Source organism: Mesorhizobium sp. M0159 (genome assembly GCF_040322295.1).
In the GTDB taxonomy this organism is placed as follows: Bacteria; Pseudomonadota; Alphaproteobacteria; order Rhizobiales; family Rhizobiaceae; genus Mesorhizobium.
Window position 1 is genome coordinate 105,057 of the sequence record NZ_JAMYTF010000016.1, and the last position, 15,391, is coordinate 120,447.

At 60.5% G+C, this 15,391-nt stretch carries 12 protein-coding genes and 2 pseudogenes; 4 read left to right on the forward strand and 10 right to left on the reverse strand.

Annotated features, from left to right (window positions below):
• Positions 1-508: 508 nt before the first annotated feature.
• Positions 509-1,303, reverse strand: coding sequence for an autotransporter outer membrane beta-barrel domain-containing protein (locus NKJ32_RS17705; RefSeq protein WP_352828290.1), 795 nt, complete (start codon positions 1,301-1,303; stop codon positions 509-511).
• Positions 1,263-1,604 (reverse strand): hypothetical protein, encoded by a 342-nt coding sequence (locus NKJ32_RS17710; protein ID WP_352828293.1) that lies wholly within the window; start codon positions 1,602-1,604, stop codon positions 1,263-1,265. Before NKJ32_RS17710 ends, NKJ32_RS17705 begins: the two co-directional genes overlap by 41 nt.
• Before the next feature lie 422 nt (positions 1,605-2,026).
• On the opposite strand from NKJ32_RS17710, the gene NKJ32_RS17715 reads away from it, so the two are divergent.
• Both NKJ32_RS17715 and NKJ32_RS17720 read left to right on the forward strand, forming a co-directional pair.
• Positions 2,027-3,475, forward strand: a complete 1,449-nt coding sequence (locus NKJ32_RS17715) for a caspase family protein (protein WP_352828296.1) — start codon at positions 2,027-2,029, stop codon at positions 3,473-3,475.
• A 714-nt stretch (positions 3,476-4,189) separates the two neighbouring features.
• Positions 4,190-6,739, forward strand: a complete 2,550-nt coding sequence (locus NKJ32_RS17720; protein ID WP_352828299.1) for a caspase family protein — start codon at positions 4,190-4,192, stop codon at positions 6,737-6,739.
• Positions 6,740-7,769: 1,030 nt separating this feature from the next.
• On the opposite strand, the gene NKJ32_RS17725 is transcribed toward NKJ32_RS17720, so the two are convergent.
• From NKJ32_RS17725 to NKJ32_RS17755, 7 genes are all read right to left on the reverse strand, one after another.
• Positions 7,770-8,474: a GntR family transcriptional regulator gene (locus NKJ32_RS17725; protein WP_352592978.1), complete on the reverse strand. Its 705-nt coding sequence runs from the start codon at positions 8,472-8,474 to the stop codon at positions 7,770-7,772.
• A 102-nt stretch (positions 8,475-8,576) separates the two neighbouring features.
• Complete coding sequence (locus tag NKJ32_RS17730) at positions 8,577-9,317, reverse strand: aspartate/glutamate racemase family protein (RefSeq protein ID WP_352592928.1); 741 nt, start codon at positions 9,315-9,317, stop codon at positions 8,577-8,579.
• 8 nt (positions 9,318-9,325) lie between these two features.
• Complete coding sequence (locus NKJ32_RS17735) at positions 9,326-10,048, reverse strand: ABC transporter ATP-binding protein (RefSeq protein ID WP_352592925.1); 723 nt, start codon at positions 10,046-10,048, stop codon at positions 9,326-9,328.
• Positions 10,049-10,050: 2 nt separating this feature from the next.
• A complete protein-coding gene (locus tag NKJ32_RS17740) occupies positions 10,051-10,830 on the reverse strand; it encodes an ABC transporter ATP-binding protein (RefSeq protein WP_352592923.1) in 780 nt (259 codons plus the stop codon).
• A gap of 4 nt (positions 10,831-10,834) precedes the next feature.
• Positions 10,835-11,809, reverse strand: coding sequence for a branched-chain amino acid ABC transporter permease (locus tag NKJ32_RS17745; protein WP_352708385.1), 975 nt, complete (start codon positions 11,807-11,809; stop codon positions 10,835-10,837).
• A gap of 5 nt (positions 11,810-11,814) precedes the next feature.
• Complete coding sequence (locus NKJ32_RS17750) at positions 11,815-12,681, reverse strand: branched-chain amino acid ABC transporter permease (protein ID WP_352624038.1); 867 nt, start codon at positions 12,679-12,681, stop codon at positions 11,815-11,817.
• 78 nt (positions 12,682-12,759) lie between these two features.
• Positions 12,760-13,962 (reverse strand): ABC transporter substrate-binding protein, encoded by a 1,203-nt coding sequence (locus NKJ32_RS17755; protein WP_352786558.1) that lies wholly within the window; start codon positions 13,960-13,962, stop codon positions 12,760-12,762.
• Between the two features lie 185 nt (positions 13,963-14,147).
• Between NKJ32_RS17755 and NKJ32_RS17760 the strand changes: the two genes are divergently transcribed.
• A complete protein-coding gene (locus NKJ32_RS17760; protein ID WP_352828303.1) occupies positions 14,148-14,522 on the forward strand; it encodes an MAPEG family protein in 375 nt (124 codons plus the stop codon).
• Between the two features lie 235 nt (positions 14,523-14,757).
• Positions 14,758-14,904: pseudogene (locus tag NKJ32_RS17765) on the forward strand (hypothetical protein); the annotation flags it as partial.
• A 291-nt stretch (positions 14,905-15,195) separates the two neighbouring features.
• Here NKJ32_RS17765 and NKJ32_RS17770 read toward each other — a convergent pair.
• Positions 15,196-15,391, reverse strand: a pseudogene (locus NKJ32_RS17770) (protein-L-isoaspartate(D-aspartate) O-methyltransferase); the annotation flags it as partial.

Sequence of the window (15,391 nt, forward strand, 5' to 3'; positions counted from 1 at the left end):
TCGGCAGCCTGAAAGAAAGCAAAGGCGCTCGCTTCCTTTCGAAGATGTAGGAGCTCGGCCTCCATACCCCTCGACCGAATTCCGTTAACGGGGCCAGTGCGCGGGTGCGGGCTGAGAAATGGGGTGCCGCTAAGGGGTTCGGAGCGACCGCTCGGCACACAAGGCCGGGATACTGGCGACCCTATGGCGCCTTGGAAAAGCAGCACTGCCTCGGCGCGACCCCGGTTTGATCCGTCGTTGTGGCTGGGCTGCTTGGCTCGTGGGTTTCGCGCGCACGACCGAGCGGAGCGACCAACGCGATGACGAGGATTCGCCAACCTGCATTTCATCGCCAGCGGCAAGGCCACCATCCGCGCTTAGCCAGCCTGCTGGACCCGCTCCCGGGGTCATCGCCCGCGCTATTGACCCAGCCGCATAAAAAGCATCCTGCCGCAGAATAGCTGATACGCAGTGGCGATGATCAGCTCTTTTGCTGGTCAGTCCAATTACCGGGATCCCAATCCCGAATTCAAAAGGCGATCTTCACACCCAGCTTGCCGCTGACGGTTGAACTGTCTTGAGACCACTTACCGCGAATTTCGCTGCTGAGCATTATCGATTGAGACATTTTCAGGTTGAAGCCGGACGACAGTGCAGCCGAAAAGTCCGCGTCGTCAAAGTCACTCTCTCTACCGTCGGCGCTTGCCGTGTTGGAATAGCCGAAGCGCTCCTGGATATCCAATCGCGCATAGGGGCTGATCACCATGCCATTGCCGAGCAGAAAATCAGCGTAGACTCCAGGTTCGAATTTGACTGCGCCAAACGACAACCGGCTCTTTCCATAGACAGTGTCAAAGCTGTCTGTGTATCCATCGCCGGTAAAGATGACGCCCAACAATCCGCCGCGGATGTCGAGTCGCACCCGATCGGTCAGGTTGAAGATGCGACCAATTGAGCCTGTCAGTGCATAGCCCTGTGTGTCGTAGCTGCCGAAAGTGCGTCCCGCCCTTTCGATGTCGGTGTTCCCAAGGAACGCAGATGCTGCCACGAGCGCATAACTTGTGCCGCGTCGAATGAGCCCGTAGCCGCCGAACATCCCACTTCTGTTGGTTGCTTCACCCTCCCCGATGAACCCGAATGCGTCGGAATCGACTTTGGCCGAGGCATACCCGGCGAACAGGCCGAGGTTCAGCCCATGCTCGCTGCCGAATCCAAAACGCTTTGCGGCATTGAAGTCGACGCTGATGGCAGCGGAGAATTCATCTACGCGGAAGCTCGGCCCATCAAGGACGCCCCAAGCTATTCGAAATCGAGAAGCCGTCATGTTCAGTGCGAGCCAACTGACCGGAAGCGAAAACACCGAACGGCGTCGACTGAGCGAGCGGAACCCCGTTCGCGAGGCCGACGTCCGCTTCGACTACGCTGTCAACTACATCACCAAGCGCCCCCAAAGACGTGTCGACAATTACGCTGTTGGTCGCACCTCCAAGATAGCAGTTCGTGTCCAGAAAGATGCCCTCACTGTCGATAATGCAGGCGCTTGCCTGAGAAGGCAGTAAGATCAATGCAGCGGCAAACGAGAACATGCCCGCTGCGCATAAGCGCCGAGCGAAGCTTTCCTTCATTGTCCTTTCCCCTCTTAACTACAAAGCTAATGTAATAAGGGATGCGATACGCAGAAGATTCTCAATGCAATATCTGGCTGTGGCAGCGTGGGTGCAACATATTGCACCGGCGCTGGCAAGAGTGTAGCAGGTTCTCGCCGCTCGGGATATGGGTTTTGTACATTGCTCGATTTCTGCTTGCTAGAACCTGCGGCGGAGCTTGCCGACCGGATCTGTCGATTGCACGCGCCAGCGCTACTTTGTCGGATGATCACTGCGTCAAGAAAGCGGGCTAGCACCACCCTTGCGCTTTCTTTGAGGTGATTTCTGGTGTAAAAAAACCGCTGCACTCCGAGACATAAGTTTCACGCGCAAGAGTAGCGTGAGCCGGTTCGACACTTCGACGACTCTGAGATTGTCGCATGCTGAAACGAGCCTGTTACATGACCCACAGTCCCTTCCTGCGCATCATAATGGTTCTGCTGGTGGCACTGGTTGGATCGGTACGCGCTCAAGCGGCGGTCGAAGATGAACCAACGCCACAGTCAAGCAAGCGGCTCGCCATTGTCATCGGCAACTCCGATTACCAAAGTGTTCGTCTCCCACACTTGCCCAATGCGGTGAACGACGCCACAAGGCTTTCCGAAAGCCTGGGAAGGCTGAATTTTGATGTGCTGCTGGGAGTGGATCTCTCCCTTGCCGGTTTCGGCAGGCTCTTTCGCCAGGCCGATGGCAAGCTTGTGGGCGCCAGCGCGGTGCTGATTTTCTACGCCGGGCATGGCGTGCAGCTTCAGGGCGAGAATTACCTGCTGCCGGTCGACACGCCCGATCCTGAAACCATCGGGGAACTGACTGCGAAAGCAATCAAGCTCAACGACCTGATCGCACGATTCTCAAGTCGGGAACGGCAGACCTTCATTTTCCTCGACGCGTGCCGAAACAACGCGATGGGCAAAGGCCCAAGTGTAATGGATGGGCTTGCGCAGGTCGAAGTGGGCGAAAACACGTTTGTTGCCTTTGCAACCCAGCCAGGCAACATCACGGCGGACGGCTCGGGAGACAACAGCCCGTTCACCACAGCCCTTTTGAAGAATGTCGAGATCCCAGGGCTCAGCATTTCGGACATGATGATCCGCGTGCGCAACGAGACTGAAGCACTCACTGTCGGTCGTCAGGTCCCGTGGGATCAGTCCAACCTTCGCGAGCAGTTTTACTTCACCGAGCAGCAAGTGCTCGACCCGGCTCAGTTGAGCGCCAGCTTGTCGCGCATCCTGTCGGATCCTGTCGCGAAGCAAAGTCTCCAGGTAGAACTTGCTTCCAACGACTTGCAGACTGCGGTGATTATCGTGGGACAGACTTTACGATCGCTGGAGGCTTCGGCGCCATCCGGCGCGTCAGCCGATGCGGTTGGTACGGAGATTGCCAGCCTCGAAGGGGCCCGGAAAAGTGTGATCTCCGGTCTCGAAACTTTGATCGTTGGCACGCAGGCTGGTGCAACGAAGCCTGAAAAACAAGCCGAGCTCGTACGCAGTGTCCAGACAGAATTGCGCCGCCTAGGTTGTTATCGAATGACCGTCGACGGAGATTGGGGCAAGGGCTCGCTCCATGCTCTCAGCACGTATTACAAGAACACCAAGCGAATAACGTCGGCCACCGAGCCGACCGTTGAACTTCTGGGGGAGCTCTTTTTGCACTCCGGCCGCGTCTGCAAAGACCCTGTGACCGTACCGCAGAGGCCCAGGCGAGCAAGTGCCGCCTCAGATGTTGCGCCCGTGCGGAAAAAGGGTGCTCCCAGCCGAAAAAATCCCAGAAACTCGCAGCCGCAATCCTCGCCTCCCGCAGCTGCTCCTCCCGATATCAATGGCGGAATTGGGATTGGCGGCGTTTTCTAGAGAAGCCATTGTTCCACGCGTACCCTTCTTGTCACGCGACCACAGCATGGCGTGATTTGGGCCCGCCTGCCGCAGCTAAACAACCTGGCTCGTACCGATCGCTGTTCCGGCGATCCGTTCCGCGTATATGAACGCGATTGTCTGGTGAGGTCTTCCGGACCGGAGAAGGTTGGATACGAGTTCCTCCCCCTCCGCCATACACTCGGACCCAACAATCTTGCCTCGGCTCGATGGTGCACGAACCGCGCAGAACCGCCGGGCTTTTCAATTCTAGCTGCCGGGACAATCGTCAAAATGCCGCTTCGCTGGGCAAGGGGAACGAGTTTGCTTACGACGGCCGCCGTAGTGCTCAATCCGGTCGACTGTACTAGCCGAGATATGGTTTGGCGCGGGCGCGAGTCCAGCTCTGTGTCGCCGTGAACTGTTCGTGACCCGGATTTGATCCGTCGCTGTGCTTGAACTGGCAGGCTCGTAAGTCGCGCGTGGCCGACCGAGCAGAGCGCCAGGGATCGGAAGAGCACGCCTGGAGGTGTGACAGACGTTGCAGACACTCGGTCCCTGATGTAATTTAGCATTCGATCAAGTGAGGAATATGCCCGCTGTCGCGACGGCTTTTCTCTCTTTCTGTCTCGGCAGATTGCATGCTCTCTGACGGACCTTGCTACCACATGCTGTGTTCTTGTGGGCGAGGCAATAGCGTTCAAGGGATTTGCCATGCTCCGACTTTGCGGAATCATCGCAGCCTTCCTCCTCGCGAGCTTCACGACCTTTGAGGCTAGCGCCGACCGAAGGGTCGCCTTTGTCATCGGCAACTCGGAGTACCGACAATTCCCGGCACTCAAAAACCCGGCCAGGGATGCCGAGGACGTATCGAAAACGTTTCGACTGGCCGGTTTTGAGGTCTTCGTCGCAAGCGATCTGACCAAGCTGCAGTTCGAGGAGCAGTTTCGCAACTATCTGGCCGCAGTCGACGGCGCCGACCTAGCCGTCGTCTACTATTCCGGTCACGGCTTCCAGATCGGCGGCGAAAACTTCCTGATTCCGGTCGATGCCTCCTTGAAGCAGGCGGCAGACATCGAAGTCCAGGCCATCAAGCTCAACGATGTGCTGGAACAGTTGCGTTCGAAATCGAAGATCCAGGTGATCATCCTCGATGCCTGCCGCAACAATCCGTTCCCACGCAAGAATTACTGGCTGAGAGACCAGCTCATTACCGCCGGCAACGCCGGGCTCGCACAGGTGAGAAGCTCGCTGAACACCCTGATTGCGTTTGCCACCGAACCCGGGGCGGCGGCTTATGACGGCGCCGGCGAACTCAGTCCGTTTTCGGCAGCGTTTTCCCGTCGCGCCCTGGCCCCGAACCAGGAGATCCGCACCGTAATGGCGGCGGTGCGCCGCGATGTGGTGGAAGCCACAAATGGCCTCCAAGTTCCCTGGGAGAACTCGTCGCTGATCGACGAGGTCGTGCTAATGCGCCGCAGCAATCGCCCCTCGCTGCCGCCGGTGCTGGAGAAGGTCGTGCTGTCGGGAGTGGGACCCGTCGGCTTGGGCCTGCCCGAACCGATCGACGTCGACGGCGGCACGATCACATTGAGCATCGAAAGACCGCCTGCCTTGGGGCGCCTGATGCTGGACGGCAAGCCTGTCGAGGTGGGCGTGCCGATCCAAGGCAAGGACCTGCCCCATTTGCAGATGGATGTTCCCAAGGGTGTCGCTACGCAGGAAGAGGTGGATATGCTTGCCTATGCCACGCATGACAACTGGGGAGGCCAAACCCAAGGCATCGTGGTATTTCGGGTCAAGAGCGGCGAAGGCGCGCAAGGCGAAGAGATCATGGCCTCGCTCGAAGCCGAGCAGAAGCAGAACGTGCTGGAGCGCGGCATTCATATCACCGGTGCGGCCGAGGCGCTCGAAAACCGAAATTTCAATGTTCCCGTGGGTGTCGGTCCGGTTGCGCTGAACCTTGACTTCCCGACCGATGATCCCGCCGTCAGCCTGAAAGTTTCGGGTTATCCGGCAACGGGAACGCTCTCGCTGCCGGATCGAACCCTGGCGCCCGACTCAAGCCTGAGGTCCGGTGAAGTCGACCGGCTGCGCTACGAACCCCAGATCGGCGCCGAAGCCACGGTCGAGGTTGGCTTCGAAATCCGGGCGGACAGCAGATCATCCAAGCCCGCCACAATGAAACTGTCGCCAACAGTGGATCCGTGCGATACGGCTGCCGGCGAACCTCTCGACCTGCAAGGCGTCGTCCCCGGCTTGCTGCCGAACGAAATAGGCACCAGCGCGGTAGAGCTTTGCGAGGCCGCCGTGAAGGCTTATCCCGCCGTTCCGCGCTTCCGCTATGAACTGGGGCGCGCGCTCCTTGCGGCAGGCAAGGTCGACGAGGGCAGGACAGCCATCGAGGAAGCCGCCAAGAAGGGACACGTCCGTGCCGTATTCGAGCTCGGCTACATGTATGCGACGGGAACCGGAATGGCCGTCGACCGCGCACAGGCTAACGCGCTTTACGCGGCGGCGTCGGACAAGGGGGACCCCTATGGCATGACGTCGTGGGGTCGCGCCTTGTTCAATGGCTATGGCGTCAAGCCCGACACCAGCAAGGGCTTGGACCTGCTGCTCAAGGCGGCGGCGATGGGGCACACCTATGCCATGAACGATCTGGCCGCGATCTTCACCGAGGGCCGCAACGGCGTGACCGCCGATCCGGCCCGCGCCGTTGCGTTTCTGCAGGCCGGCGTCCAGCGGCAGGACATGTATTCGATGAACCTGCTCGGCCGCAATTACTTGTCTGGGCAGGGCGTTCAGAAGGATCCGAAAGAGGCGCTGGCGCTTTTTCAGAAGGCAATCGATCTCGGCCAGCCCTACGCTCCGGGCAGCCTCGCACGCATGTATCGGGACGGCGTCGACGTGGAACGGAACCTAGCGGAAGCGCAAAGATTGTTCGAAATTGGGATCGCGCGGGGCGATCAGTTCGCAGCTTTCGATCGCGCGGCCCTCGAATTGCAAAAGGGCGACAAGGCGGATCAGGCCGTTGCAGTGCGTTTCCTCGCGTTTGCGGCTGCGCTCGACCTGCGCAAGGAACTGCCGGACGCCCAAAGGACGCTGGCAAAATTCGGATCGAAGCCGAAAACGGCGGCGTTGAAGCAGCTGCGCCAGGAACTGAAATCGAAGATCCCCGGGTCCGGTTCACTCGATACTCAACTGGTTCGCGCGGCCAGACGAGTCTGGGAAGAAGCCAATCCGCGTCGGGACTTGTTTTGATCAAGGAGGAGGCAATGGTGGAAAGGGCATTTAAGCGAGCAATCATCGGAACAACGCTATCCGGCGTCCTGGCGGGCCTCATGGGCTGCAATTCTCTGACACCCAAATTTGAACCGACGGCGCTGGTCGGCACGCCCCCGCCGAAGGTCGTTCGCAGGGTTCCTCCGCCAAAGGTCGTCAAGCCCGCTCCCAAACCCAGGGCCGCCAAGAAAGTGATTATACCGGTTGAAGAGGAGCCTGTTCCTGCGCCTGTCATCATTCCTCCTTCGGGCGGGAGCGGCGGGAGCGGAGGCGGGGGAGGCGGCTGGGGGGGGTGATCAGGTCAGGGTGTGAGGGCCAAAGAAGGATCGCACGACCGTAGCGTTCCGTGGCCTTTGATCGATTCCGGAGGACCAGTAAGGCACCGCCGGACGAAACGGGCGGCAAACAGATATGTTCAACCTACCGCCACCGCGCCACACCTCGACTGTACCAGATGTTCCGGTTCCTGAACCAGGAGGTTGCGCCATTTCCTGACGCCTAAGAAAGAGAGACAAAGTCCGGATCGGCACATATTGTCATTCGCAACGTCGTCCCGCTGGATGCTTGCCCAGCTGACCTCGACTCGCACGTTGCCAAAGCGCTTCTTTCACCTCACATGTCTATTTCCGCGCTGTCGCCGTTATCATGCCCACCTGAAGCGACATGGAGCCGTCCACCACGAACTGCTGCCATTGCGCAGATGTCCCGCTCGAGCGCATCGCGTTTCACCGGGTCGGCTTGAGCGACCAACACGCGCTTTATGATTGCTTCAAGCTCTGATCGGGCGCGTTGCCCGACCGGCTCGTTGTGCGGGAGGGACTGATTTGACTCTATGGCCCAGCAGGAGCAGTGGCAGCCGGAGGGCAGCGCCGCGGGACTCTACAAGCGCTACCATTATGACGGCAGGAACGAAGAAGCAGTAGTAGTCATGGACCGAAGCTATGCCTTCAATCACGCCCAGCATGGCGCGGACATAGGCGAACTCCCGCGAAAGGTTTGACAGCGCAGATCAGCGCAAGATGTCCGACAGGCTCTCGGGCTTCTTCTCGCCAAGCGTCAGATCAAGGCCCGACAGCAGGTCGACGAGATGGCTTCGCATCAGGTCGGACGCGTCTTTTGCGTCGTGCTTTTCGATGGCATCGACAAGGGCGTGATGGGCCTGGCTTTCGCAGGTGGTGTCGCGGCGGCGCCAGTAGAGCGCGATGATCAGCGACGACCGCGACAGCAGGTCTTTGACGAAGCCGGTCAGGATCGAATGGCCGGCGATTTCGGCGATGCCGACATGGAATTTTGCCGACAGCATAATGGCGTCGCTGTCGCGGCCGGCATGCAGGGCCTCGTGCTCTTTTTCGAGATGAAGCCGCAGTTGCGCAATCTCGGCCGGCTTTGCCAGTTCGGCGGCAAGCGCCGCGACCTTGGGCTCGATCAGCGCCCGCGCTTCGAACACCTCGCGCGCTTCCTGCTTGGTCGGCTGGGCGACGAACGCGCCGCGGTTCGGCTCGAGCCGAGCCAAGCGGTCATGCGACAGCGCCTGCAGCGCCGCGCGTATCACCGCGCGGCTCACCGAATAGATCGAGGCGAGTTCGTCCTCGGGTAGTTTTGTGCCCGGTGCGAGGCGGTGGCTGACGATGGCGTCGCGCAGGCCGGCATAGACCGGAAACCAGCGCATCGTCGGCTTGTCGCCATCCCGTGGCTTTGGCCCAAGCAGGTCCATCGTCTCATTGTCCCGGCGGCCGGACCGCATAGCGGCGCGAACACCGCGTTTCCGGCCGCACATCGAACATCCTGTGTGGGAATGTCAACAATTTTGCACGCATCAGGACACACGGCCGGAGGGCGAAAAGGGCGCAAAGATTCCGGCGAAGGATTTTTCGAGTGGAACCTGGTAGCCGCCGCGCTTTGAGGTCGACAGGCCAAGGCCGACGAGGCTCTCGCAGAGTTTTACTGCGCAGGCGACGCCGTCGAGCACGGGAAGGCTATGTTCGCGGCTGAGCGCGGCGGCGAGGTCGGCCATGCCGGCGCATCCCAGCACAATCGCTTCGGCCCGGTCGTCGCGGATGGCGCGCTCGATCTCCTCCGAAATTCGATGGCGGGCGTTGGAGCCGGGCACTTCGAGCTCCAGAACGGGAACGTCGCTTGCCCGCACCCTGGCGCAGCGGCTGGCGAGGCCGTAGCGCACCAGATTGTGCTCGATCGCCGGCACCGAACGCGACAGCGTCGTCACCACGCTAAATTTGCCGGCAATCAGGCTCGCCATGTGAAACGCCGCTTCGCCGATGCCGACCACCGGCATCTCGCCGACGCAGCGTACTGCGTCGAGGCCGGTGTCGTCGAAGCAGGCGATGACGCAGGCGCTCGCCGCCGGATGTCTCTGGATCTCGCCGATCATTCCCGGGATGGCGAAGACCTCGTCGAAATAGCCTTCGACGCTCGGCGGCCCGTCCTTCGGATTGACGGCGATGATCCTGGTGCCGGCCGAAGCCGCGCGGCGCGCCGCCTCGCCGATCTTTTCGGTCATGGACGCGGTGGTGTTGGGATTGACGACGAGTACGTCCATTTGCGCTTTCATATTTCGCCGCCGAGATAGAGTTTCTTGACCCGGTCGTCGCCAAGCAGCTCAGCCGAATGTCCGGCCAGCGCGATCTTTCCGGTCGTCAGTGCGTAGGCGCGCTGCGAGATGCGCAGCGCCATGCGCGAATTCTGCTCGACCAGCAGCACGCTGACCTTTTCGTCGCGGTTGATTGCGACGATCGAGCGGGCGATGTCCTGCACGAGCTTCGGCGCGACGCCGAGCGAGGGTTCGTCGAGCAAGAGCAGCTTCGGCTTGGCCATCAGCGCCCGCCCGATCACCAGCATCTGCTGTTCGCCGCCGCTCATCGTGCCCGCCATCTGCGAATAGCGTTCCTTCAGGCGCGGAAAACGCCCGAGCACCATGTCCAGCGTCCTTGCGATGTCGGCCTTGTCGGTGCGGGTGAATGCGCCCATCATTAGATTGTCGCGCACCGTCATGTAGGAAAAGACGCGCCGCCCCTCCGGCACCATGGCGATGCCCATCCTGACCAGCTCATCCGGCCGCGTTTTGTCGATGCGACGGCCCTGGAAATGGATCTCGCCGCTGCGGACCTTTTTCAGGCCGGTGATGGCGCGCAGGACTGACGATTTGCCCGCACCGTTCGCGCCGATGAGCGCTACCGTCTCGCCCTCGTTGACGTTGAGCGACACACCCTTCAGTGCATAGACATGGTCGTAGTAGAGTTCGACGTCGGAGACTTTCAGCAGTTCGCTCATGGCTAAAATCCGATCGTCTCATCTTCGGCGCCGAGGTAGGCCTCGATGACCTTTTCGTTCTCCTGGATTTCCTTCGGCGTTCCCTCGGCGATTTTCACACCGAAGTTCAGGACGACGATACGGTCGGAAATGTTCATCACGGCAGGCATGTCGTGCTCGACGAGCAGCACGGTTACGCCGCGTTTGCGGACGCCGCGCACCATCTCCACCGTACGCGCGGTTTCGTCGTGGTTCATGCCGGCAAAGGGTTCGTCGAGCAGGAGCACGGTCGGGTTGGTGGCGAGGCCGATGGCAATCCCCAGCGCGCGCAGATGGCCGTGCGGCAGCGTGCTGGCGATCTCATGCCGTTGCGCGCCGAGATCGAGGAAGTCGATGATCTCGTCGGCGGATCGCCCGAATTCAGCCTCGTCGCGCCGCGCTGTAGTCGTGCCGAGATAGAAGCCGGCAAGGGTGGCATTGGAACGCAGGTGATGTGCGATGATGACGTTGTCGCGCACGGTCATGCCCTTGAAGATCGTCGTCTCCTGGAATGTGCGGACGACGCCCTTCCGGGCGACGATATGCGGCGCCAGACCTGAAATCCGCTGTCCGCGAAACAGCACCTCGCCCGAGGTCGGACTGATGAAAGAGGAAATCAGCTTGAACAGCGTCGATTTGCCGGCGCCGTTGGGACCGATCACGGAGAGGATTTCGCGTTCCCGGACGGCGAAGGAAACATTGTTAACCGCGACCAGCCCGCCGAAGCGTTTGGTCACTGCCTTGATCTGGAGAAGCTCGGTCATGGTCCTAGCCCTGCTTCTTACCGAACAGCCGCAGGCTGAGCAGGCCGTTGGGAAGGAACAGCATCAGCGCGATCAGCACCGACGAGAAGATCAGCAACTGGAACTCGCCGGTCTCGAACAGGAAATCCCAGCCGAAATAGAGCACGAAGGTGCCGATCATCGGCCCGAAGACATAGCTGAGCCCGCCGAGGAAGCAGTTCAGCATGAAATTCACCGAGTCCGTGACGGTGAAGCTCGACGGATAGATCGACTGCGAGATGGCGACGAACATCGCCCCGCCGAGACCGCCGAGGAACGAGGAGATGGCGTAGGCGATGACGCGCAGATAGGCGATGTTGACGCCGATCGAGGAGGCCAGTTCCTCGTTCTGCTGCAGCGACTGGCAGAGCTTGCCGATGCGCGAATGGACAAGGCGGTAAAGCCCGGCAAAGCACAGCACCATCAGCACCACCGAGACGAGATAGAACGCCGGGCGTGGATTGGCGAGCGTCGCGAAATCGGGAAGGATGGTCAGCCCGACGATCGAAATGCCGCCGGGGAGCGGAATGCTCACCATGCCCTTGGCGCCGTTGGTGATCGGCAGCGCCAGCGCCAGCAGCCGCGCCACTTCGGTCAAAACCAGCGTGACCATGGCGAAATAAACGCCGCGGAGCCTGAGGATGGGCAGTCCGATCAGCACGCTTGCAGCGGCGCAGAACAGCCCGGCCAGCGGCAGTGTCAGCCAGAACGACACACCATACTGGACGACAAGGATGGCCGAAACATAGCCGCCCATAAGCGCGAAGGCACCCTGGCCGATATTGATGCGGCCGATGTAGAAGGTCACCCACACGCCGGCGCTGGCGATGCTGAGCAGCGCGACCGAAGTCAGCGTATAGTAGAGGTCGAGCCGACCGGTCGCCTCGATCAGCCAGGGCACGCCGATGAGTACGACCAGCAGGAAGACAGCGACGGCGAGGATGTTGCGTGTACGCTTCATGTCCATCACCCCCACGGCTTGCCCATGAGCCCGTTCGGGCGGATGCTGAGGAAGACCATCAGCGCGGCGAAGATGACGAGATAGGTAACGTCGCCATAGTGGCGTAGCACTGTCAGGCCGACCGATTCCATCATGCCGAGGATGAAGCCGCCGGCGATTGCTCCGCTGACGACGCCGGCCCCGCCGATCATCACCATCAAGAACGCCTTGATCGAGATCGGCCCGCCGATGCCCGAATTGACGCCGGTGATGGCGACCAGCAGCCCGCCGACTATGCCGGCAAGCATGGCGCCGAGCGCAAAGCCGATCATCGAATAGCGGTCGACCTCGACGCCCATAAGCTGCGCCGCGACCCGGTCCTGCGCCAGCGCCCGCATGGCGCGTCCCGGCTTGCTGTACTGCATGAAAAGCACGAAGGAGGCGATGAACAGTATGGCGAGTGCGCCGACCAGCAGCCGATCGTAAGGCATTATGAGGCTGTCGGAGACGAAGACGCCGTTGACGATCTTCGGCACGCCGCGCTGCTTTTCACCGAACAGGAGGAGGATCACGGCGTCGAGGAAGAATGCGACCGCCGCCGCAAGAAGCATCGTACTTTCCTCCCGCACGCTTCGCCTAATCACCGTTCTGAAAAGGAATTTCTCGACCAGCGCTCCAATGACCAGCAGCGTGATCCCCGACGCAACGAGCGCGACGACGAAAGGCATGCCGAGCTGGCCATAGACGGTGTAGGTGATGAAGCCGCCGAGAACGTACATCTGCCCATGGGCAAAGTTAAGCACGTTCATCAGCGCGAAGATCAGGGTCAGACCGAGCGCGATCAAGGCGTATTGCGCGCCAAGATAAAGCCCGTTGGCGATGACTTGTTCCATCAGGATGGTTCCCCGGCCATTCAGAGGCTCAAGACGAATGCACGAGCCTCTGCGGCAATCCGCTTCAGTGCGGTTGCGTCAATCGACTTGAGCGACGAAGAGCGTCTCGAACTTGCCGTCGCGGTATTCCGTGACCACCATCGGTACCGAAAGCTGGCGCTTCTGGCCGAATGACGTCATTCCGACATAGGTCAGCTTGGCATCGTCCTTCAGATACGGATTGGGCGCCGAGAAAGTGTCGATCGTCTTCTTGAACTCCTCGACATTGTCGATCGCGGCCGGGTTCGCCTTCAGCGTCTCGATGATGTATTCTAGCGCGTAGACCTTGGTGTTGGACTCGTCGTTGTATTCGCCGAACATTTTCGTATAGCGGTCGACGAATTCCTTCATCGTGTCGGACGCGATTTCGGGCGTCGATGCGCCGCCGACTGAGATGAAGCCGTTGGCTAACTCGCCCGCGCCCTCTTCCAGCACCTTGGCATCCTGCGCCGTTTCGGTGGAGATCAGACCTTCGTAGCCGAGCTCGCGCGCGGCGCGGATCAGCAGCGGCGCATTGCCGGGCGCGACACCCGAAAGCACCAGCAGGTCCGGTTTTTGCAAAACGATCGGCGTCAGTACCGGCGTGAAATCGCGGGTATCGTTTTGGTAGACATCCGTTGCAGCCACAACCTCGAGCCCGAGCGCCTTTGCCGCGGCAACACCGCCATCCCGCTGGCTCAGCGGATCGGATTCGTTGGCGGCGACAAAGGCAACTTTCTTCACGCCCCTGTTTTCCATGAGATATTTGTAGATCGCCGGAGCCGACTGGTAGTTGGCGATCATGCCGAGCACGGCGTTGGACGCCGGCGGGCTGTAGAGTTCCTTCGGGAACGCGTAGGGAAAATAGATGATGCCCTTGGATTCCGCTACGGGACGCACCGCCGCCGCGCCGTCGTCGACATTCGGACCGACGACATAGTGGATGCCCTCCTGGGCCATCTTCTCCATGCCGGCGATCGCCCGCTTCGGGTCCTTCTGGTCGTCGAAGGTGACGATTTTAATGTCGTAGGTCTCGTCACCAATCTTCACACCGCCGGTTTCGTTGATCCAGGCGGCGCGCGTCTGCATCGAGCGGACGTTGGATGTGCCCCACGCAGCGGCCGCGCCACTCGTCACGCCGACAAAGCCGATCTTGAGTTCCTTGTTGGCGGCGTGCACCGTGATTGTGCCGCCGGCCATGATTGCCAGCGCGGAGACGGCGCCGCGCGCCGCGGATGTGATTATTGAACGCCTGTTGATCATTGTTCTTTCCCCTTTGGAGGCCGCGCATTGTTGCGACAGAACTCGACCGATACGCGGACTTTTGTGAGTGAAGGCTCAAATCAACCACCTGTCAACAAAACTTTTTCCGATTGTTGACAATCTTGTGAGCGGTCGTAGATGAAGAGCGCAAAGATTCGAATCGGCGTCGATTCGGGTAGCGCTGGTTGGGGCGTATTCATTCATTCGGCTGCCATTTCCCCCTACGGCTGACTACGGCTGGGAAGCACAATGAACCTGCCGATGCCGGGAACGTCGGCGGGAGGATAGGGGCGGGAGCGGGCTCCAGCTCTGCGGTTGGCTGCCAATCCGCTTCCGCCCTGGAGACGTTCCCCGTGTTCGTCGCTGGAGTCCTCCTTGTCCATGCGCTCGGTCGTGAGAGCGGCCTCAGCGAATGGGGAGCTAGTCTCTATTTCTCAGTCAGGCTGGTTTATCTCCCGCCCTACGCAGCGGGGGTTCCCCTGTTTCGTTCCCTCGTCTGGAATGTCGCATTGATTGGAATTGTGCTGCTTTTGCCTGCGTCACTCTGGCCCGAGCTATAGTGCCCAGAGCGCCATCACACGGCGAGATTCCCTTCCACCTATTCTCTGAAAGATCGACCGGAAAGGATCGTCAGCGGCCCGCTTGGCGCAACGGCCATCGAAGAAGAGCATCAGACGCGCTGTGGAGAACATCCACTCGCTGACTGACCGAAAAGGGTACATGGGAAGAGACCACATTGTGGTAGCGAAGGTAAACCGGATGCTGCGCGGATGGGCGAACTAGTTCTCGGTAGGAACCACCAGCAAGGCATACCGGGCCCTCGACAGTTACACTGCAGTGCGGTTGCGCCGGTGGCTGCGTTCCAAACACAAGACCAGACGATGCAAGGGCGGGGCCCATCCAGACTCGCATCTTACGAGCACTTCGGGCTCGTACGTCTGACCCGACTTGGACGTGGCGTGTCGTGGGTGAAGGCGTGAGTTTTTGTCCGAGAGCCGGATGCGGGAGATCTGCAGGTCCGGTTCGATGAGCGAGGTGTGGAAACGGAGCCAAGGTTGAATCAATAAGGCAGGGCCAGACGAAGGGGCGGCAAACAGATATGTTCAACCTACCGCCACTGCGCCACACCTCGACTCTACTGTTTCTTCGCGTTCACCAAGGGCGAAGAAACGCGGAAGGCTGGCATCTGATTGACGGTCGGAAAAGCGCGGTCGCGCCAGTTGTCGCACCTCATTAGACCGTTTCGAGCCGGCTGAACCGAACCGGGATGAGTTTGCGAGTCTTCAGTTGCCCTGCCGAATCCTTGTCGATGACCGTCAGCAACTGCACATCTTGAGGTCCCACAGGCAGAACCAGGCGTCCCCCCGGCTTGAGCTGCTCAAGCAAGGCCGGCGGCGCCCGCCCAGCCGCGACGGAGACCAGGATCTTG